Origin of the sequence: Streptacidiphilus jeojiensis (genome assembly GCF_042510965.1) — a bacterium.
Classification (GTDB): domain Bacteria; phylum Actinomycetota; class Actinomycetes; order Streptomycetales; family Streptomycetaceae; genus Streptacidiphilus; species Streptacidiphilus jeojiensis.
Map to the genome: position 1 here is coordinate 241,172 of NZ_JBEUKS010000005.1, position 17,821 is coordinate 258,992.

The 17,821-nt window shown below is 67.7% G+C and carries 23 protein-coding genes; 18 read left to right on the forward strand and 5 right to left on the reverse strand.

Going from position 1 to position 17,821, the window contains the following annotated elements; translation table 11 throughout:
* Together ABUW04_RS16040 and ABUW04_RS16045 are read left to right on the forward strand one after the other, a co-directional pair.
* The gene (locus tag ABUW04_RS16040) at positions 1 to 657 is read left to right on the forward strand and encodes a TetR/AcrR family transcriptional regulator (RefSeq protein WP_380565367.1); all 657 of its coding nucleotides are present in this window, start codon (positions 1 to 3) and stop codon (positions 655 to 657) included.
* Between the two features lie 118 nt (positions 658 to 775).
* Positions 776 to 913, forward strand: coding sequence for a hypothetical protein (locus ABUW04_RS16045; protein ID WP_380565369.1), 138 nt, complete (start codon positions 776 to 778; stop codon positions 911 to 913).
* 297 nt (positions 914 to 1,210) lie between these two features.
* On the opposite strand, the gene ABUW04_RS16050 is transcribed toward ABUW04_RS16045, so the two are convergent.
* Together ABUW04_RS16050 and ABUW04_RS16055 are read right to left on the reverse strand one after the other, a co-directional pair.
* Positions 1,211 to 1,768, reverse strand: a complete 558-nt coding sequence (locus tag ABUW04_RS16050) for a GNAT family N-acetyltransferase (RefSeq protein ID WP_380565371.1) — start codon at positions 1,766 to 1,768, stop codon at positions 1,211 to 1,213.
* A gap of 12 nt (positions 1,769 to 1,780) precedes the next feature.
* Positions 1,781 to 2,554, reverse strand: a complete 774-nt coding sequence (locus ABUW04_RS16055) for a GntR family transcriptional regulator (protein ID WP_380565372.1) — start codon at positions 2,552 to 2,554, stop codon at positions 1,781 to 1,783.
* A 616-nt stretch (positions 2,555 to 3,170) separates the two neighbouring features.
* Here ABUW04_RS16055 and ABUW04_RS16060 point away from each other — a divergent pair.
* A complete protein-coding gene (locus ABUW04_RS16060) occupies positions 3,171 to 3,416 on the forward strand; it encodes a DUF7848 domain-containing protein (RefSeq protein WP_380565374.1) in 246 nt (81 codons plus the stop codon).
* Positions 3,417 to 4,378: 962 nt separating this feature from the next.
* The gene (locus ABUW04_RS16065) at positions 4,379 to 4,693 is read left to right on the forward strand and encodes a hypothetical protein (RefSeq protein WP_380565376.1); all 315 of its coding nucleotides are present in this window, start codon (positions 4,379 to 4,381) and stop codon (positions 4,691 to 4,693) included.
* Between the two features lie 356 nt (positions 4,694 to 5,049).
* Here ABUW04_RS16065 and ABUW04_RS16070 read toward each other — a convergent pair whose 3' ends face one another.
* Positions 5,050 to 5,832 carry a GntR family transcriptional regulator gene (locus ABUW04_RS16070; RefSeq protein ID WP_380565378.1) on the reverse strand — a complete coding sequence of 261 codons (783 nt, stop codon included), beginning with the start codon at positions 5,830 to 5,832 and terminating at the stop codon, positions 5,050 to 5,052.
* 230 nt (positions 5,833 to 6,062) lie between these two features.
* Here ABUW04_RS16070 and ABUW04_RS16075 point away from each other — a divergent pair, with 230 nt between their 5' ends.
* The 7 genes from ABUW04_RS16075 (at position 6,063) to ABUW04_RS16105 (ending at position 10,779) form a co-directional block, all read left to right on the forward strand.
* The gene (locus ABUW04_RS16075; RefSeq protein ID WP_380565380.1) at positions 6,063 to 6,455 is read left to right on the forward strand and encodes a hypothetical protein; all 393 of its coding nucleotides are present in this window, start codon (positions 6,063 to 6,065) and stop codon (positions 6,453 to 6,455) included.
* Positions 6,452 to 6,688 (forward strand): hypothetical protein, encoded by a 237-nt coding sequence (locus ABUW04_RS16080; RefSeq protein WP_380565381.1) that lies wholly within the window; start codon positions 6,452 to 6,454, stop codon positions 6,686 to 6,688. Before ABUW04_RS16075 ends, ABUW04_RS16080 begins: the two co-directional genes overlap by 4 nt.
* Positions 6,685 to 7,233 carry an RDD family protein gene (locus ABUW04_RS16085; protein WP_380565383.1) on the forward strand — a complete coding sequence of 183 codons (549 nt, stop codon included), beginning with the start codon at positions 6,685 to 6,687 and terminating at the stop codon, positions 7,231 to 7,233. The genes ABUW04_RS16080 and ABUW04_RS16085 overlap by 4 nt, the downstream gene beginning before the upstream one ends.
* Positions 7,230 to 8,633 (forward strand): FtsK/SpoIIIE domain-containing protein, encoded by a 1,404-nt coding sequence (locus tag ABUW04_RS16090; RefSeq protein WP_380565385.1) that lies wholly within the window; start codon positions 7,230 to 7,232, stop codon positions 8,631 to 8,633. The genes ABUW04_RS16085 and ABUW04_RS16090 overlap by 4 nt, the downstream gene beginning before the upstream one ends.
* Complete coding sequence (locus ABUW04_RS16095; protein WP_380565387.1) at positions 8,630 to 8,809, forward strand: hypothetical protein; 180 nt, start codon at positions 8,630 to 8,632, stop codon at positions 8,807 to 8,809. Before ABUW04_RS16090 ends, ABUW04_RS16095 begins: the two co-directional genes overlap by 4 nt.
* Before the next feature lie 133 nt (positions 8,810 to 8,942).
* The gene (locus tag ABUW04_RS16100; protein WP_380565389.1) at positions 8,943 to 10,367 is read left to right on the forward strand and encodes a replication initiator; all 1,425 of its coding nucleotides are present in this window, start codon (positions 8,943 to 8,945) and stop codon (positions 10,365 to 10,367) included.
* The gene (locus ABUW04_RS16105; RefSeq protein ID WP_380565390.1) at positions 10,357 to 10,779 is read left to right on the forward strand and encodes a hypothetical protein; all 423 of its coding nucleotides are present in this window, start codon (positions 10,357 to 10,359) and stop codon (positions 10,777 to 10,779) included. Before ABUW04_RS16100 ends, ABUW04_RS16105 begins: the two co-directional genes overlap by 11 nt.
* A gap of 68 nt (positions 10,780 to 10,847) precedes the next feature.
* Here the strand turns inward: ABUW04_RS16105 and ABUW04_RS16110 are convergent, their stop codons facing one another.
* Entirely contained in the window at positions 10,848 to 12,368 is a 1,521-nt protein-coding gene (locus ABUW04_RS16110) for a recombinase family protein (protein WP_380565392.1), read from the reverse strand.
* Here ABUW04_RS16110 and ABUW04_RS16115 point away from each other — a divergent pair.
* Both ABUW04_RS16115 and ABUW04_RS16120 read left to right on the forward strand, forming a co-directional pair.
* A complete protein-coding gene (locus ABUW04_RS16115) occupies positions 12,367 to 13,146 on the forward strand; it encodes an SAM-dependent methyltransferase (RefSeq protein WP_380565394.1) in 780 nt (259 codons plus the stop codon). The two genes, ABUW04_RS16110 and ABUW04_RS16115, sit on opposite strands and share 2 nt — an antisense overlap.
* On the forward strand, positions 13,143 to 13,271 hold the full coding sequence (locus ABUW04_RS16120; protein WP_380565396.1) for a hypothetical protein: 129 nt from the start codon (positions 13,143 to 13,145) through the stop codon (positions 13,269 to 13,271). Before ABUW04_RS16115 ends, ABUW04_RS16120 begins: the two co-directional genes overlap by 4 nt.
* Positions 13,272 to 13,275: 4 nt before the next feature.
* Here ABUW04_RS16120 and ABUW04_RS16125 read toward each other — a convergent pair whose 3' ends face one another.
* Positions 13,276 to 13,914, reverse strand: a complete 639-nt coding sequence (locus ABUW04_RS16125; RefSeq protein ID WP_380565397.1) for an HD domain-containing protein — start codon at positions 13,912 to 13,914, stop codon at positions 13,276 to 13,278.
* 120 nt (positions 13,915 to 14,034) lie between these two features.
* On the opposite strand from ABUW04_RS16125, the gene ABUW04_RS16130 reads away from it, so the two are divergent.
* From ABUW04_RS16130 to ABUW04_RS16150, 5 genes are all read left to right on the forward strand, one after another.
* The gene (locus ABUW04_RS16130; protein WP_380565399.1) at positions 14,035 to 14,994 is read left to right on the forward strand and encodes a GlxA family transcriptional regulator; all 960 of its coding nucleotides are present in this window, start codon (positions 14,035 to 14,037) and stop codon (positions 14,992 to 14,994) included.
* 141 nt (positions 14,995 to 15,135) lie between these two features.
* The gene (locus ABUW04_RS16135; RefSeq protein WP_380565400.1) at positions 15,136 to 16,032 is read left to right on the forward strand and encodes a S1 family peptidase; all 897 of its coding nucleotides are present in this window, start codon (positions 15,136 to 15,138) and stop codon (positions 16,030 to 16,032) included.
* Between the two features lie 21 nt (positions 16,033 to 16,053).
* Positions 16,054 to 17,055 carry an alpha/beta hydrolase gene (locus tag ABUW04_RS16140; protein WP_380565402.1) on the forward strand — a complete coding sequence of 334 codons (1,002 nt, stop codon included), beginning with the start codon at positions 16,054 to 16,056 and terminating at the stop codon, positions 17,053 to 17,055.
* Between the two features lie 22 nt (positions 17,056 to 17,077).
* On the forward strand, positions 17,078 to 17,332 hold the full coding sequence (locus ABUW04_RS16145) for a type II toxin-antitoxin system Phd/YefM family antitoxin (protein ID WP_030249347.1): 255 nt from the start codon (positions 17,078 to 17,080) through the stop codon (positions 17,330 to 17,332).
* A complete protein-coding gene (locus tag ABUW04_RS16150; RefSeq protein WP_380565404.1) occupies positions 17,329 to 17,775 on the forward strand; it encodes a PIN domain-containing protein in 447 nt (148 codons plus the stop codon). The genes ABUW04_RS16145 and ABUW04_RS16150 overlap by 4 nt, the downstream gene beginning before the upstream one ends.
* Positions 17,776 to 17,821: the final 46 nt, after the last annotated feature.

A 17,821-nucleotide genomic window follows, 5' to 3' on the forward strand; every position in this document is an offset into this window, starting at 1 on the left:
ATGGCGACGAAGGCGACCGACGTGTCCGAACGCATCCTGGCCGCCGCCACCGCGGTCTTCGCCGAGCAGGGCCTCGACGCGACGTTGGCCGATGTCGCCGAGCGCGCCGGCGTCGGGGTGGCCAGCGTGTACCGGCGCTTCGGCAACAAGGACGACCTCATCCTGGAGCTGTTCGCCGGCCGCTTCCGGGCCTGGGAGGCGCAGGCCCGGGACGCCGCCCGGGCCGCGGATCCGTGGGAGGGGTTCGTGCGCTACTTCGAGGAGTCCAGCGCGGAGCTGGCCGCCGACCGCGGTTTTCGCGAGCTGGTCCTCGGCGCCTACACCGCCACCGCGGGCTGGGCCCGCGGGAGCGCGCCGGAACGGCTCAACGAACTGTTCGCCGCGACCGAGGCCTCGCTGCGGGTGCACCACACCCGGCTGGTGCGGCGGGCCCAGGCCGCGGGACAGCTGCGCGCGGACATCGAGCCCACCGACATGCTGATGCTGACGATGTCCGTGCACGCGACGCTGTCGCTGCGGGCCGCCGCGGTACGCCCCGACCTGTACCGGCGGGTCCTGGGCGTGGTCCTGGACGGGCTCCGCCCCGCCCGCACCGAGCCCTCACCGCTGCCCGTCGGCCCGCTCACCGACGCCGACCTCGGAACCCCTGGACACTGACCGCAGATCGGCATCAACATGACTTCCGCTCAAGCGAGTTGACGATTGTCCGGACACGTCCGACCCGCTGCCCCTAGCCTGGCTGACGACCGATCACCGCGGTGCTGAGGAGCCCAGGATGACCACGGCGGAACCGAGCGACTGGATGGCCGGCGCCGCCGAGGACTACCGGCCGCCCACCGAGCTGAACACCGGGGTCGCCCACCCGGCCCGGGTGTACGACTTCCTCCTCGGCGGGTACTCCCTCTATAAGTAGTCTGCCCAAACCTCGCCGTGCCAACCTGATCCGAGCATGATCCTTGGGTCAAATCCGGTGCCTGACCTGCGCTTTGATGGGTGAACAGGTCCGCCGGATTGCGGTCACCGAGCCTCGGCCGGAGGGGTTGGGCAAGGTTTTGAGCTGAAGGTGTCCGCGTAGGGGCGGAGCATGAGCAGGGGCCATTACGCTGGCCAAATGGAGAGGGCTGGGGCCCTCACCTTGCGAAGCAGGCACTCGGCCCCTGCTCTTGCTCCGCGAGGGCCCTGCGCGGATGGCTTCTGCTTAAAACCTTGATCAGCCCCGGTCCACGCTGGTTTGCGGGTCGGGCGATACGTAACAGATTGCCTCGGTCTGCTGGTCGTCGCCGAAGGCATGAATCGCGGTCCCAAGCCTTATCCAGCCAAGCCGCTCGTACAGGCGGATCGCCGATGAATCCTTAACCATCACGTCAAGGACAAGGCGGATTCCATCGCTTCGGGCGTAGTCCATGACCGCAAGTACAAGGCTTTCCCCTACGGCCCTCCTACGTGCTTCGCGAACCACGAAGAGGCGCGCTAGCACGCCAACCTTATCTTCGCTTTCATGGCTGAGGTCGAGCCACATCGAAACGGCGTCCTCGCCGGTGGGGCTGCTGACTGCAACATGCCCGACTATGGAACCGGATATTTCGGCAACCCATGCATTGAGCATGCCGGGTGGAGTGAGCCAAGCCTCTGGCTGACTTACTCCCTCCACTGGGTATCCATCTGTGGAATGTACTTTGACTAGGCCGGCTGCCGCCTGGGGAATATCACTTTCCCCCCGCGGCCGGACGACGACATTTCCGCCAGTGAATGCTTCGATGTCCGTCACGATTCCCCAATCCTATTCAACGGGCGCATTGTAATGGAGACCGTTCATGTCCGCGCGCATGACGAAGCGCGTGACCTCGTATGGCTCGCCGTCCTGGTCAAGGCTTGTGTGAAGCACTTCGATCACTGGCACTCCAGGCGGGAGCTTCAGATAGTCCGTCTCCTCCGGAGTTGGCATCCTGGCCGAGATGTCATCGTTGATACGGGACATCACGTGTCCCTTGTCCTCGAAGATGCCATGAATCCCGAAGGGGTGCGGCACGTTCTCTTCTAGAAGCCCTGTTCCCTGAGCAATACTCCAAGGGATCCATGTCGTAACGCGATACACGGGATCGCTGTCCGCATAGAATACGTTCTCGCGACGCAGAACCGATTTACTCTTGACGGAGACTTTGAGTTGTTCTGCGAGTTCGGGATTCGGCCTCACTCGTTCGATGCTGAGGACTTCAAAGCGTCCACTCTTCCCCTGCTTTGCGCATTCCAGCAGGAATGGCGAGAGTCCCATCTCACGATACTTGGGCGAGTATCTGTCGCTCCCTAGGCGGATTAGCACCTTTTTCTCGCGAACAAATACTCCGCGTCCCCATTCCGACGTGATGAGTCCTTGTCGGCTCAGGGTCTTCAGCGCCTCATCGACCGTGTTCCGCGCAACGCTGTATTGCAGGGCCAATTCACGCTGGGATGGCAGTCGGCTGCCCGGAGGATGGGTACCGTCTTCGATGGCTTCGCGTAGCTCTGCGGCAATCTGCTGACTACGGGGTCTTTTGTCCCCGGACCCATCCGGCATGATCTTCCTCCTGGCTGGCTCTGATCATTCTATTGCCTGGTCTGAGCCAGTTGGCGAACCCCGGTTGACACTACTGGCCTGAGCCAGTCTACTGGTATGAGCCAGTTGAGCTACTGGCTCACGACAGATGGAGAGTTCCCGAAGGCAGGGAGACGCAGGCGTGACTACTTACGGATACGCGGAGACGGCCTGGGATCGGGTGTCTGCTGTCTGGCGGGTTGAGGTGGATTCCGTGCCCGTCCTAGACGATGAGGGGGAACCTCGGGTGTTCTGGTCGTTCACTGACGCCAGTGACCATGCGCGTGTACTCAACCGCGCCGCCTGGCGGGAGCAGCAGGAGCGTGGGATCCCCGTGAAAGGGGATGGCCAGTGACGCCCCGAGCGGCCGACCCTGCTGTCGGTGACCTGGTCCGCGACACGAAGCAGGACCGTGTCGGGGTCGTGATGGCGAGACAGTTCGGGCGTTACTACTTACGACCGAAGGGCGGCGGGTGCGAGTGGGAAGCGCTCGTCGACGAGATTCGCCCCGCTGACCGCGCGGACGAACTGCGGGCGCGTGTGGCCGAGGCCAACGAAACGTCAAGCTGGGGCCGGTTTTGAGCGGGGGAGCGATCTAGTGGGCGACACGAAGATATACCGGTTCCGCAAGTTCACGATCAAACCTGACCCTATGGGCCTGCCGACCTACGAGGCTACGTGCGTGTCGGGCGATGAGGTTGAGTGCGGGGAGCAGTCGGGCGAGACCGGCAGCGCTGCCGACCGAGACATCTGGATCCAGGCTCATTTCAAGAGCACGGGGCACAGGCGGTTTCACCACACCGCCGCCGACTACCGCATCGTTGAGCCTGGGGAGTGGCAGTGAGCATGACGGATCTCGTCATCCCTGGCCTTGCCAGCCTGGCACGCGCTGAGCGCCCGGACGTGCCGACCGCCGACGACGGCAACAGCTGGATTGACGGCATGTGTTGGCTCTACTGCCAGCAGTGGGGGCGGGTGACCTGGATCGGTCCTGCAAGCGTCGGCGGAGCGGTGGCGGCGATGTTCGCGTGCGCCCCATGCATTCGCACTCTCAATGACCACGTCTGGGAATCCATCCTTCTCGCTGACGCACCCAGTCGTTCCAGGCCAGAGCCTATGGAACTGTCAGCCGATCCCGGGCCCGCTGGGCGGCACCGTGGCCGGTCTCGGTGGTGGGGGCGATGATGGCGAAGACGTCGTTGGGGAGACTCGGTGAGGGGTGAGGGGCATGCCGATATTCGGGCGAGGCAGTAGGGATCAGGAGCGGTTCCGGTGCGGCTACTGCCACGGAGTCGTGCGGGTAGCTGCTGCCCGTGTCGCAACGGTCCGGGGTGAGACCCGGTACGTGCACAGATGGCACCCGGTGCGTCCGGGTGAGGGTCGCAAGATCCGCTAGTGACTCCCGCGCGGGGCGAAATCACGCCTTGCCTCGCGCGGGCCGGGCCCCCGGTCTTGGTCCCCTGTCCGGGGCCGGGGGCCTGTACGTCGATCAACAACCGAATGAGGTGCCGGACCACCCCCGATCTTGGACGAGGGAGGGTGGTCCGGTGGGCGTTAACCCGGTGCCGATGGTACCCGGGTGCTTCGGCATGTCCGTAGCGGCGCCTCGCTATGAGGTAGCTGTGACGACGTGTCAACTATGCATCCAGACATATCCGGTGGTGCTGTCGGTGCCGTGTGCCAAGCTAGTGGATCGGATGCGTACGACTTCGGATATGACTGCGGCATAGTCGTATCGGGGCCGAAGGGGGGCGTCCGTTCGTAGTAGTCCTGGGGGCGTGTTTTTCGGACAGAGGGACGGGCAACGTGCACAGCTACGCGGGAGACAACGAAGACGATGAGCGGCGCGAGTCGGGAACAGAGCCTGAGTTCGTCGGCGGGCCGCTGGTGCCCGGGGTGGACTACGAGGGGGCGTGGCTGTCGGCTCGGGCAGCTGCCGAAGCGCTGAACTGCGCCATGCTCAAAGCTGGGCTGACTCGCGCGCTGATGCGGGCTCAGGCGGGCTGGGCGGAGGACGGGACCGGCGTGGTCTACATCTCTGGCACCCCGCTGGGAGCGCGCAAGCTGGGGGAGGTTCTGGAGCGCATGGCGGCGCGTCGGCGCGGAGCGGCAAGGCCGTGAGCTGCACGCTCGTGCCACTGGTGCACGCGGCCGGCGGGCCAGTGATCTTGGGCTGACGGTGCTGGAGCTTCCCTCTGCGCGGAGCGGCCCAAGGTCTCTGGGCCGCCTGCCGCCCCCGACCACAGCGCACCAGCCCCGTGCATGCCGGTGGCCGCCCTGGTCGTACTGCCCTGGAGGTTGCGCGTTGACGGGCGGACCGTGCCGCCGCCGCGAACGGCCGCAAGGCCGCATGCGCAAGGCGAGCGGCTAAGGGCCGCCCGGCGGCGCGCCAGCGCCGCCGTCTTGAGTAAGTAGAGACCAATTGCGCGCGCTGCGAACCGCGTCCTCCGCCCGGGGCTGTTGTCGCGTGGCCTCGGTCAGCGATGCGGCTTGGTCTTGGTGGCTCGGGGCCTGGCGGTGGCATGGAGGGTGTAGGCGAACTGGGCTTGTCCGGCTCCGAGGCTGGTGGTCTCCAGGATCAGCGGGCAGCGTTCGGCCTGGGTGAGTGTCACGCGCTGGGAGATCAGCAATGGGACGGCTTCGGGCAGGTGCAGGGTGGCTCGCTCGTCGGGCTGGGGCATGCGCGCGCTGACGGTCTCGCACCACTCAAGCTCTCCGTGAGCGGTGGCGAGGATCGCATAGATCTTGGCGACCGAGACAAGGACGTTCTTCGCGAGCGGGGTGCCGGTGATGCGCTCCATGGGAAGGATCGTGCGGTGCAGTGCCCGAGTGCCGCTGGCCTCATGGATCAACGGGCACTCGGCCGCGAATGCGGCTTCACCCTCGGGGAGGTCCAGCAGTTCCGCTGATGCTTCGTCAAGGCGGATGTGGACGGCGGCCGGTTCCCCGTCCTGGGCCCATTGGTCGAACCCGGTCCCGTATCGGGCTCCGGTGCGGGTGATGTCCTGCTCCATGAGCACGCTGGCGTTGGCCCGTCGGTTGCGCACGAAGCTGCCCCTACCCTGTTGCACATCAAGCAGGCCCTCGGTCCGCAAAGCGGCGACGGCTTGGCGGACGGTGGGGCGGGACACGGCGTAGAGGGCGCTGAGCTGTTCTTCAGGCGGGATCTTGCTGCCCGGCTCCCACTCGCCGTTCATGATCTGGGCTCTCATCTCGTTGGCGACCTGCTTGTACAGCGCCTCTGTCTTGATGATCGCCATGGCCTCTGCGCCCCTTGGTGGCGGTGTGTCCGCCTTCGTCGTCACGTTATCGAACAGTTATTCGAGATCGTCTTGGCTGCTCAGTCTAGGTAGGACTGCCCTAGGGCGTCAGTTGTAAGGATGAATCTCCTTGCCCCCGTGGGTCAAGGGGCGCACTCTTGGGCCAACAACATTCGTCCTTACAACTGACCACATGGGTTTGTTGTACGGCGCTACTGGAGGCATGAGAGATGTCGTTGAAGAACCTCCCGCTGGAGGTAAGCAAGCTCGGGGCCGCGCTGTGCGTCTCCGTCGAGATCAAGAAGGACCCGGACACGGGCGCGGTGCGCGCGGACCGGGAAGGGGTGCCGATCTGGGTGGTCGGCGTCGCGGTGCGTCCTGAGGGGCGCAAGGGTGCGCTGATCGAGGTGTCGGTGTCCGGCGAGCCGAAGGGCCTGATGGTCGGCGGGCACGTGGAACTGCACAACCTGGAGGCGTTCTGGTGGGAAGTGGGCGGTCGCTCGGGCCTGAGCTTCCGTGCTGACCGGATCACTCCCGCCCTCGCACCGCTACCCCCGGAACCCATTGCGGCTCCGGCTGCGGCCGGTGAGTCCGCACGTGCGGGTCGGGCCGGTGCCAAGTGAGCGAGTCGCGCGACTGGCGGCACCTGCGGGAGCGGTTGATGGACCTGGCCGATCTGGGCGAGGAACTGTCTCCGGGCATGCAGGTGGGCAATGCCCGGTTCCTGTACGCGGTCATCGCACCCATGGCGGAGGACGCGGCCCGGCTGGCGCGGGACCTGGAGACCGAGATCGCCAACGACGCCGCTGAGAACGGCGTGGTCCTGCCCCCGCTGGATACCGGGGACGCGCCGTGAATTCCGGCAACTGGTGGGAGCCGGGAGCGATTCCGGCAAGGGGTGACCGGCGTCCGCGCATTCCCATTCCGGGACTTGCGGATTGGAATGCACGGGCCTCGGCGTCGCTGATTGAAATCAGCATCGCCGGCGGTGTGATTACGGCTTATACCTGGTCGTTGTTCCTGGCCCGGCCGGTGTTCGCCTTGGTGGAAGCGGTCGCCCTGTTGGTGGGTGTCCACCTGCAACCGGTGTTCGCGTTCCTGTCCTGGGGGCTGGCCGTGGCCTTCCTGGTCTGGCAGTCCGCGCTGCGTGGCAGCACTGGTCAGTCCCTGGGCCAGCGGTTGATGCGCATCGTGACGGTGGATGAGGACACCGGGGCTCCTGTGGGCCCGGCCCGGTCCTTGGTCCGCAGTGTGCTGCATGTGCTGGATATCGCCCCGGTGTTCTTCGGATATGTCCGGCCGGTTTTCCAGTATCGGCGGCAGACCTGGGCCGATCAAATCTGTCACACCGTCGTGGTGAAAACCGAAACCATCAACGCAATTGCGGAGGAGAAGAAGTGAGGGAGGAATCACCGAACTGCAATGGCCTGGTCGGCGTGGGCCGCTCCATCTGTGAGCATCCGGCCAGCACCACCCCGGTCCACCAGAGCGTCCATATCCCGTACGGGTTCTGGGTCCTGGTCGTCCTGGCGGCGGTGATCATGGTCCTGACGGCGCTGTCCCCGCTGCTGCGGCGGAGGGCTCCGCGCGTGTGGTGGACGCTGTGCGGCTACCCGGCTGCGGCGGTGCGGATCCGCTGGACCTGGCGCAGGCTGACCGACGTTCAGTACCTGTCTGTCTCCAAGCGTCCGGCCCTGGGGATCGTGGGTGACATGGTCGTGCGCGGCCGTGCGCTGAAGCAGATCCCGCCAAGGATGGGGCTGCCCCGCTGGCGGCGCGGCGGCCTGCTGGTCCGGGTGCGGCTGCACTCTGGACAGACTCCGGAGCAGTACCAGTTGGCTGCTGAGGCGATGTCGCACGCCTGGCGGATGTACTCGGTGCGGGTGACCTCCGACGCTCGGGGGTTCGTTGAGATCCGGGCTGCCGCCTGGGATCCCCTGGCAACACCTTCAGTGCCTCGAAGCCTGGTCGTTGAGCTGCTGTCGGCGGTGGTGGGCCAGTGGGAGGACAGCACCGAGTGGACGGTGAACCTGCGTCGGGTGCCGCACTGGCTGATCGTGGGGGCGACTCGTTCGGGCAAGTCCACGCTGCTGGCGTCGCTGGTCTCGGCGTGGGCCCGGCAACGGGTGGCGCTGGTCGGCATCGACCTCAAGGGCGGGATGGAACTGTCCTTGTTCCAGGCACGGTTGACGGCTCTGGCCACCACTCGCGCCGGGGCAGCGGACCTGTTGTCCACGCTGGTGACCATGGCCAACGATCGAATGGAGCTGTGCCGCTCAGTGGGGGCACGGTCCATCTGGGAACTGCCGGACAAGCTCCGCCCGATGCCGGTCATCGTTCTGGTGGACGAGTTGGCGGAGCTGTACCTGATGGCTACCACGGCCGAGAAGGCCGAAGTGGCACAGGTCTCCACGGCGCTGCTGCGGCTGGCGCAGCTCGGCGCGGCCCTGGGGCTGCACCTGGTGGTGTCCGGTCAGCGTGTCGGCTCGGACATGGGCGTCGGCGTTACCGCGCTGCGAGCTCAGCTGGGCGGCCGAGTCTGCCACCGCGTGAACGATGTGGGCACAGCGGAAATGGCACTCGGAGACCTCGACAAGGACGCTTTGGCCGTCGCGCAGCAGATCACTGCGGAGCAGCAAGGGGTTGCCGTGGCCTTCGGCGATGACGGCGGGTGGATGCGGGCCCGCTCGATCCTGACCACCCCGGAACAAGCCCGCCGGATCGCTGAGCGGTACGCCCATCTCGCCCCCTCCATGGGCCAGTTGGGCACCTACCAGCGCCAGGCAGGAGGTACGCCGTGACGCTGATCCTCTTCCTGGCCGTGGTGGTCTTCATGCTCGTGCGCACCGGAGACCTGCGCGTGTGGCAAGTGGTCGTGGTGGGTCTCCTCGGGATCGAGTTGGGGCGCAGCCACCTGGCCGACTCGATCACAAACTTCCTGGTCCAGATCTTCGGGATCCTGACTAACAGCCATTAATTCGAACTGGAGTTCCCATGAGACCGAGACCGCTCCTCCCCGTCCCGCTCATTCCCTCCGCCGCAGCCTCCGCCCGGCCCGGTTCACGCCTGGTCTGGCTGGGGCTGCGGCCCCTCCCCTGGAGCCACCCGAGATGACCGGTAATCCCTTTGAGAACCCGGACGCGCGCCGTGCCCACCTGGAGTACCTGGACCGGCTGGCGCGTCTGGACAGCATTGATCGAGACCTGGTGCGGCTTGGCCAAACGCCGAACCTGGAACGGTGGTTGGAGCAGATCACCGCAACCGGCGGATGCGCGCACCCGATCTACCTGTCCGGCCACAACACCCACGTCGACCCGGGGACCGGCGAGATCCTGCGTCACTACAGCACCCGTGACGAACCCGGTGAGCGACTGGTCATGCGGTGCCGCAACCGGCGCGCCTCCTACTGCCCGTCCTGCTCCTGGCAGTACCAGGGCGACACCTTCCAACTGGTTCGCGCTGGCCTGGTCGGCGGCAAGGGCGTCCCTGCGTCAGTAACCTCCCACCCCCGGGTGTTCGCCACCCTGACGGCCCCCTCGTTCGGGAAGGTGCACCGGGCGGGCGACTGCCACGGGATTCGCGCCAACCGATGCCAGCACGGGACACCTGGCGGTTGCGGACAGAGCCACGATGAGTCAGACCCTCTGGTGGGACAGGCCCTGTGTTCGCACTGCTACGACTATGTCGGCCACGTGCTGTGGAACGCTCATGCCGGGAGGCTGTGGAAGGGGTTTCGAGACACCCTCTACGGGCAGTTGGGCACACGTTCCGGGGTCGGCTGGTCGGCAGTCCGGAAGTCCTTGCGTGTGTCGGTGGCGAAGGTGGCGGAGTACCAGCGGCGCGGGTCAATCCACTTCCACGCTGTGATCCGATTGGATGGGCCGACAGGTCCTGAGTACCCGCCCCCGGCCTGGGCGACGGCGGATCTGGTGCTCGACACACTCATGACGGCGGCTGCTGCGGTAGCGGTATCGGCCCCGGTGTCATCCGCCTACGGGGACCGTTGGTTGGTCTTCGGTGAGCAGATCGAGGCGCACCCGCTGAGCGGTGGCGACGACCAGAGCATCGGCGATGAGCAGGTTGCCGCCTACGTGGCGAAGTACACCAGCAAGAGCGTTGACGACTCGGGGGCGTTGGACCGGCGGATCATGTCGCATGCCGACGTGCAGACGCTGCGGGCCACAGCACACGTCCGGGCACTGGTGGGGACGTGCTGGCGGCTGGGGAGCCTGCCGGAACTGGAACACCTGCGACTGCGGGCTTGCGCGCACAACCTTGGGTACCGAGGCCAGTGCCTCTCCAAGACCCGGGTCTACTCCACCACCTTCCGGGCCCTGCGCGCGGAACGGAGCGAATACCGCGCTGGACGGCCTGCGACGGCAGAGATCGGGACAGCGGTGGAGTCGAACTGGCGCTACGTCGGCCGTGGCTATACCCCCGGCGAAGCACTGCTAGCAGCAGGCATCGCCGAAGACCTGGCCCGCTCCCGCGAACCGGCACGGGAGGACGCGCGGGAGGGTGAACATGGCCGCTGACCAGCAAACCGCCGGCGCATTCCACGTCCAGGATCATGATCAATGGCGGGTCACCTCGCCATCACTGGAGACTGCTACGACGGTGGGCGCCGCTCTTGACGGGACTGCGCCCCGCAGGGGCTCCGATGGCGGCTGGGAGGTCACATGTCGCGCTGTACCGCTGCCGGTCATGGTCGGCTGCATTGAGCAGCAAGCGTTGATGTTTCAGCTTGCTGAGCGGGCCGAACTGGGTTGGTTCCGTCTCGACTTCGCCCCCTGGGCGGCTACCGATGTACTCGGTGCTGCGGTAGTCGCCGACCTCGGGCGGGTGGGCGGGCCCTCGGCGGCTGTGCTCGACCTGCGGCCGCTGTTCTACCAGACGCGAAACTCCATGCTGATCCGCTTCACGGCGGCGTCGCTGACGCCGATCTGAGCACAAGGGCAAGACGCACCAACGATCCCCAAGGGCTAGCTCCCTCGGGGATCGTCGGTTGCCTGGGGTCAGGCGCTCTGGCTGAGGGCGAACACGGTGCCTGTGATCGTAAAGCGCTGCGGCGCAGTCTCGGGGAACAGCGTCACGCGCACGCCGTACTCATCGAGCATCTCGCGGCGCTCGGCATCGTCATGAGCGGCAGCCCACTTCTGGCTGATCGTTATGCCGGTGGACACGGTGCGCATGCCTGCGGGGCGCTCCGGGAGCTTCCTCAGCTCCTCGATCTCCTGATTCAGGCGGGCATAGTTGGTCTTGAACCAGACGTCCTCTTCCGGGTCGTCGTACAGCCCTGCGAGACGGTCACTGCGCAACCTGGCCTTGTCGGCCTGTAGAGCCGCAATGCGCTCCGCGTATCCGGTGCCCGGGTCGTAGATCCGCTCCATGACCTCATGGGTGCCGTACGTTCCCAGGAACCATGTCTCCACTTCTCCGTCCAAGATTGAGATCTTGATGGACGGTGCGGGCTTGCACGCCTGCGAGGTGATGATTCCTCGTACTCGGGCCGTGCAGCCGTAGGCCATCTCCGGACCGCTGCGGCCTGCGATGTACAGGCGCGCTTGGCAGTTGCCGCAGAAGCTGAGGCCCGAGCAACGGTTGACGCCCTTCGGGGCTCGGCTTCCCGCGCGCTTGGGAGTGGTCGCCTCGATCAGCGCGTCACGTGTGGCCTGGTCCCACAACGGGGGTGCGATCCGGACTGGACGGCCGTCCTTGTCGAGTACCGGGCGGCCCTGGTGCATGAGGTAGCCCAACGCTGCTTCACTGGTAAGGATCACGCCTACAGTCTTGGCAGTCCACGGCGACCCCTTCATGGGGCGGCCGTAGAGCTGCGCACGCCGATCGTCGGGAGAGGGCACCCCTTCCCGAGTCAACCGGGCTGCCTCCGTAGCCTTTGTGATTTTGCCCGTGCGGTCCGCCAGGATGCGCCGCTTGACGTTCCAAATGATCTCGCTGGCAATCGGATCGTACGCCACATGATCGATGGGGCCGTTCGGAAACAGCCGCACGTACATGTAGCCGTAGCTGGGCTTCTGCTTGGGCTGGCCTGCTGCGCGGGCCCGTGCGGTCTCGTCGCGGTTGCGCTTCTGGATGTTCCGCAGCTCCATTTGTGAGCCCCACGCTTTGATCATCCACTCGTTCTCCTGCGCGGGGTCGGTGAAGTCCCACACCCCGCTGTGGTCGGCTGTGACGATGACGAGGTCCTGCTTGGTCAGCATGTCCTGGGTATTGAGGGTGTCCCGGACATTGCGCCCTACGCGGTCCACGCTGGCGGCCACGACTCCGTCATAGGGGCCCATCTCCCCGCGCAGCCAAGGGCCAAGACCCTTGCGGGTGAGTGGGTCCGTCGCCCCGGAGACCTCCAGGTCGTCCGACCACGCGATGATGTGTCCGCCGCAGTCCGCCGCTGCACCAAGAATCTGACCACGCTGCCGCTCGGGGCTGTGAGTTGTGTCAGTCTTGCGGGACAGCCTCACACTCCCGACCCAGCACTTGCCGCAGCCGTCGTAGTCCGAGGTGAACATGTCGACCATGATGCGCGCTCCCATCACACGGGTGTGCGATTTACGGGAGTTCCCGGGCGGCAAGGACCACTTCGCCGCCGACCGCGAGGCCGGCGAGGCGATGCTGCTGCTGGGCGAGGAGGCCAGGACGGCCGCGCGGGCCAACCGCGCGGCGCTGCAGCGCGCCGTGCGGACCCTGGCCGAGCAGGGCATCGACCAGTTCCTCGACATCGGCACCGGCCTCCCCACCGCCGGCAACACCCACCAGATCGCGCAGCAGGTCAACCCGCGGGCTCGGGTGGTGTACGTGGACAACGACCCGATCGTGCTGGCCCACGCCCGTGCGCTGATGGCCGGCACCGGCCAGGGCGAGACCGCGGTGCTGCAGGCCGACCTGCGCGACGTCGAGGAGATCCTGGCCGCGCCCGGGGTGCGGAAACTGATCGACTTCGACCGGCCGGTCGCACTCCTCCTGGTCGCCGTACTGCACTTCGTCCCCGACTCGGACCAGCCCCACGCCATCGTCGCCCGGCTGCTGGCCGCGCTCCCGTCCGGCAGCCACCTGGTGCTGACCCACGGCACCAACGACGTGCTGACGGCCGAGGAGGAGGCCGGTGTGGACTCGGCCTACAGCCGGGTGTCCGCGATGCTGGAGCTGCGCTCCGGCGCCGAGATCCGCCGGTTCTTCGACGGCCTGGAGCTGCTGGAGCCGGGCCTGGTGCTGGCCCCGTTCTGGCGCCCGGACAGCGAGCCCGCCGAGGGCAGCGAGCGGATCGGCATCTACGCCGGGGTCGCCCGCAAGCCGTGACCCCGGGCCGCGACCGGCTGTCCGGCGACGTCAGTTACGCCCCGGACCCGCTGGAGCCCCCGCCCGACGGCGAGGTGCTCATCTGCTGTGCTCGGCCCGGTACCGACATCGTCCTGGACATGTGAGCTGTCACTCCGGCCAGGCGGAGTCCTTGATGACCTCGACGAAGTCGCCGCGTACGAAACCGGGCGCGAAGTGTGCCAACACGTCCGCCTTGACGTTGCCGAAGGTGGTGCCGGGACGGTGCTCGATGCCCCGGGTGAACGCGGCGAGGATCCCGTTCTTGAAGTCCGGGCGGGGGTGCGCCGCCACCACGGCGGCACGCTGCTCGTCCGGGACCAGGTCATAGCCGATGCCGAGGACGTCCAGTTCCACACCGCGGGTGACCAGGGCGATCTCGGGCGCCATGTGCAGCGGGATCTCCGGCGTGGTGTGCAGGGCGATTCCCGTCCAGACCCGGTCGGCGGCATCGCCGGTGATGCCGTGGGCGTGCAGGAACCGGCGGGCCTCGTCGGCGCCGTCGAGCTCGAAGCGCTGCTGCGAGCCGCGGAAGCGCTCGGTGAGGCCGAGGTCGTGGAACATCGCTCCGACGTAGAGCAGCTCGGCGTCGAAGTCGGTCCCCTGCTCCCGCCCGCGCAGCGCACCCCACAGGAAGACCCGCCTGGAGTGGTCGAACAGCAGCGGCGACGCGGCCTCGCGCACGAGCTCGGTCGCCTCTCGGGCCAGAGCACTGTCCGGGATGGCCACGCCTGCGATCCATTGGTTCATGACTGCCTCCGTCATCGTCATGTCGGTGTGTCGGTTCATCTGTCCTTGTGCTGTCCACCTTCTGTCGGGGACGTAGGCTGGGGCCATGTCCCTTCAGCCAGGAAAACCACAGATCCGGACATGAAGCACCGGGTCGGCTTTGTGATCTTCGACGACGTGACCATGCTCGACGTCAGCGGCCCCTCCGAGGTGCTGCACCAGGCAGGACGGCACGCCCCGCCCTACCAGCCGGTCCTGGTCTCGCCGCGCGGCGGCCCGGTGACCACCTCGACCGGGCTGACCCTGGCCGGCGCCGTGACCGCGGCCGACGCCGGGCCACTGCACACGGTCGTGGTCGCCGGAGGCGACCGGCTGGCGCAGCAACCCGTGGAGCAGGAACTCCTCGACACGGTCAGCACCCTCACCGAGCGGGCGGAACGGGTCGCATCGGTGTGCACCGGCGCCTTCGTCCTCGCCGAACTCGGCCTGCTCGACGGACGCCGCGCGACGACGCACTGGCAGCACGCCGGGGAACTCGCCCGCCGCTACCCCCGGGTGCGCCTCGAACCCGACGCCATTCACGTCCGTGACGGACGCTACGTCACGTCGGCGGGCATCAGCGCCGGGATCGATCTGGCCCTGGCCCTGGTGGAGGACGACCACGGAGCCGACGTGGCAAGGGCCGTAGCCCGCGAGCTGGTGGTGTTCATGCGACGGCCCGGCGGCCAGTCGCAGTTCTCCACGGCCGTCACCACCCCGCCGGCGCGGGGCGACCTGCTGCGCTCACTCGTCGCCGCCGTGCTCGCGGACCCGGCCGCCGACCACAGCCTGACCGCCATGGCCGCGCGCATGGCCGTGAGTCCCCGTCACCTGACCCGGATCTTCCACGCCGAACTCGGCACCACACCCGCCCGCTGGCTCGAACGGGTCCGCCTGGACCGTGCCCAGCAGCTCCTCCTCGACGGAGACAGCGTCACCTCGGCCGCCTACGGCAGCGGGTTGGGCAGCGACGAGACCCTGCGCCGCGCCTTCGCCCGCCACCTGGGCACCACCCCGACGGAGTACCGCTCCCGCTTCGGCACGACCGGGCCGACGCCGTGACCGGCGTCATGACCGGCGCCGGCGCTGGTACACAGCCCTGAGTCCGCCGGCTGACCCCGCGGTCTTGTCCGGGGCAGCCCCTCTCGCGATGATGTACATGACAATCCAACCGAATGCTCGGTCGTGAGAGGACTCCCACCCATGAAGCACCCGCTCCGCGCCACCCTGGCCGCGCTCGTGGCCGCCGCAGGCGCGCTGCTGGGCCTGGCGGGCCCCGCGGTCGCCGCACCGTCGCAAGCGCCGGCACCGTCGTACGCGCCGGCATCGGCGTACGCACGCGCATCGGCGCCCGCGCCGGCGGCCGTCACGGTGACCTACGCCGGCACGGTCGCGCTCGACGACTGTTCGGGCTCCCTCATCGCGATGCCCTCGTCCGTGTCCAGCGACCCGGCGCTGGTGATGACCAACGGGCACTGCCTGGAGACCGGGTTCCTCGACCCCGGCCAGGTGGTCGTGGACCAGGCCTCCACCCGCAGCTTCAGCCTGCTGAGCTCCACCGGACGCAAGCTCGCCACGCTCCGCGCCGTCAAGGTGGCGTACGCGACCATGACGGACACCGACATCACCATCTACCAACTGGGCAAGACCTACGCGCAGATCCAGTCCTCCTACGGCATCGCGCCGCTGCGACTGTCCGCGACGCACCCGACCGCGGGCGCGGCCATCAAGGTCGTCTCCGGTTACTGGAAGACCACCTACTCGTGCTCGATCGACGGTTTCGTGTACCGGCTGAACGAGAGCAACTGGGTCTGGAAGGACTCGGTCCGCTACACCTCGACCTGCAACACCATCGGCGGGACCTCCGGCTCGCCGGTCATCGACACCTCCACCGGCCTGGTGGTCGCCGTCAACAACACCGGCAACGAGGACGGCGCCCGCTGCACCCTGGACAACCCCTGCGAGGTCGACCAGAACGGCAATGTGACGGTGCACCAGGGCACCAACTACGCCGAGGAGACCTACGAGATCCCCGCCTGCGTTGCCTCCGGGAACCGCTTCGACCTCACCCTCCCGGGCTGCACCCTGCCCAAGCCGTGACCCTGTGATTGGCTACCCCGCATGGGCCACAGCGGAACACCGGGGGCGGCGCCCCCCTACGACCCCGAACTGAACGTCGCACTGGCGGACTTGGGCGTGGAGTCGAGGGAGCCGGTCACCCCGGGCAATCTGCGGGCCCGGCAGCAGCAGGACGCCACGGCCCGGCCCAGGCCCACCGCGGAGGAGCTTCGCGCCGACGGCCGTTTCGCGGTCGCGGAACTCCGGGTACCGGGAGCGCCGGACGGCCCCGAGGTCACGCTCGTGAGCGCGCGGCCGTCCGGACTGGTGGGACCGCTGCCGCTGCTGTACTACATGCACGGAGGCGCGATGGTCATGGGCAACGCATGGTCCGTGCTTCCGCGGATCCTTCGCGAGTGGGCCCTCCCCCTGGGGCTGACCGTCCTCTCCGTCGAGTACCGGCTGGCGCCCCGGGCCCAGTACCCGGAGCCGCTGGAGGACTGCTACGCCGGACTCGTCTGGGCGGCCGGGCACGCCGCCGAACTGGGCATCGACGCGGACCGCATCGTCATCGGCGGGAAGAGCGCAGGTGGCGGGCTCGCCGCGGCCCTGGCCCTGCTGGCCCGCGACCGCGGCGGCCCCAGGGCGCTGGGGCAACTGCTGCTGTGTCCCATGCTCGACGACCGCGGCACCACCTTCTCCAGTCATCAGCTGGCAGACGACGGCGTATGGGGTCTCACCTCCAACACCACAGCGTGGAAGGCCCTGTTGGGCGACCGCCACGGCGCTGCGAACCTACCGCCGTACGCGGCCCCATCGCGCGCCACCGACCTCTCCGGACTCCCCCCGGCCTATGTCGAGGTCGGGTCGGCGGAGATCTACCGGGACGAGGACGTGGCCTACGCGAACGCGATCTGGCAGGCCGGAGGCCAGGCGGAACTGCACGTATGGCCCGGTGCCTACCACGGCTTCGACGGCCTGGCACCGCGCGCGGCACTCAGCCAGGACGCACGCAACGCCCGCACCCGCTGGCTCCAGCGCCTCCTCGCGCAGGCGGCCATGTAGTACCCCGTAGTACACTTCCCCCATGGAGACCACCATGCGGGAGCTGAACCAACAGACGGCCAGGGTGATAGGGGCGGTCGAGCGGGGGGAGATCGTGACGGTCACCAAGGACGGTCGCCATGTGGCCACCCTCGTTCCGCCCTCCCTGGCTCCGGCTCACTACCCCTTCCGCACCGACCCCATGGGCGACGAGCTCGACGACGCACCGGTTCTCCCCGGTGGCGGAGGGCGACTCGTCGCTGACCGGGACGAGCTGATGCGGGGGTTCGGGCGGTGAGTAGCGAGGTCGCCGTCGTCGGCGACACCGGGGCACTGCTCGCCTACTACTTCGGCGACGAACCGGATCACGAAGCCTGTCGGCTCGCGCTCAAGACGGTGGGCCATCTGGTCATCTCGCCCTTGGTCCTGGCCGAGTTGGACTATCTGGCGTCCACGGGCGTGAGCCCCGAAGCTGCGATGTCCGTGCTCGATGACATCATCGACCGTCAGGCCGTGGGGCGGTTCGAGATCCCAGAGGTCGGTCCGCATCTCCCCGCCGCACGTGTCGTGCTCAAGCGGTACAGGGATCTCAACATCGGCCTCACCGACGCGGTCAACGTCGCCCTCGCTGCGGAGTTCCGCACCAATGCGATCTTCACCGTCGACCGACGCCACTTCCGGGCCGTCCGCCCCCTCACGGATCACCCTGCCTTCCGTCTGCTGCCGGACGACCTGGAGTAGCTACCGGCCAGGCGCAAGGCCGCGGACCCGGGCCTCGGTGGTCCGC

Excerpts from the sequence above, each read along its gene's own strand:
- ABUW04_RS16040 (WP_380565367.1), top strand. The coding sequence starts at position 1 with ATGGCGACGAAGGCGACCGACGTGTCCGAACGCATCCTGGCCGCCGCC.
- ABUW04_RS16045 (WP_380565369.1), top strand. The coding sequence starts at position 776 with ATGACCACGGCGGAACCGAGCGACTGGATGGCCGGCGCCGCCGAGGAC.
- ABUW04_RS16055 (WP_380565372.1), bottom strand. The coding sequence starts at position 2,554 with ATGCCGGATGGGTCCGGGGACAAAAGACCCCGTAGTCAGCAGATTGCC.
- ABUW04_RS16070 (WP_380565378.1), bottom strand. The coding sequence starts at position 5,832 with ATGGCGATCATCAAGACAGAGGCGCTGTACAAGCAGGTCGCCAACGAG.
- ABUW04_RS16075 (WP_380565380.1), top strand. The coding sequence starts at position 6,063 with ATGTCGTTGAAGAACCTCCCGCTGGAGGTAAGCAAGCTCGGGGCCGCG.
- ABUW04_RS16100 (WP_380565389.1), top strand. The coding sequence starts at position 8,943 with ATGACCGGTAATCCCTTTGAGAACCCGGACGCGCGCCGTGCCCACCTG.
- ABUW04_RS16105 (WP_380565390.1), top strand. The coding sequence starts at position 10,357 with ATGGCCGCTGACCAGCAAACCGCCGGCGCATTCCACGTCCAGGATCAT.
- ABUW04_RS16115 (WP_380565394.1), top strand. The coding sequence starts at position 12,367 with ATGATGCGCGCTCCCATCACACGGGTGTGCGATTTACGGGAGTTCCCG.
- ABUW04_RS16110 (WP_380565392.1), bottom strand. The coding sequence starts at position 12,368 with ATGGTCGACATGTTCACCTCGGACTACGACGGCTGCGGCAAGTGCTGG.
- ABUW04_RS16125 (WP_380565397.1), bottom strand. The coding sequence starts at position 13,914 with ATGAACCAATGGATCGCAGGCGTGGCCATCCCGGACAGTGCTCTGGCC.
- ABUW04_RS16130 (WP_380565399.1), top strand. The coding sequence starts at position 14,035 with ATGAAGCACCGGGTCGGCTTTGTGATCTTCGACGACGTGACCATGCTC.
- ABUW04_RS16135 (WP_380565400.1), top strand. The coding sequence starts at position 15,136 with ATGAAGCACCCGCTCCGCGCCACCCTGGCCGCGCTCGTGGCCGCCGCA.
- ABUW04_RS16140 (WP_380565402.1), top strand. The coding sequence starts at position 16,054 with ATGGGCCACAGCGGAACACCGGGGGCGGCGCCCCCCTACGACCCCGAA.
- ABUW04_RS16145 (WP_030249347.1), top strand. The coding sequence starts at position 17,078 with ATGGAGACCACCATGCGGGAGCTGAACCAACAGACGGCCAGGGTGATA.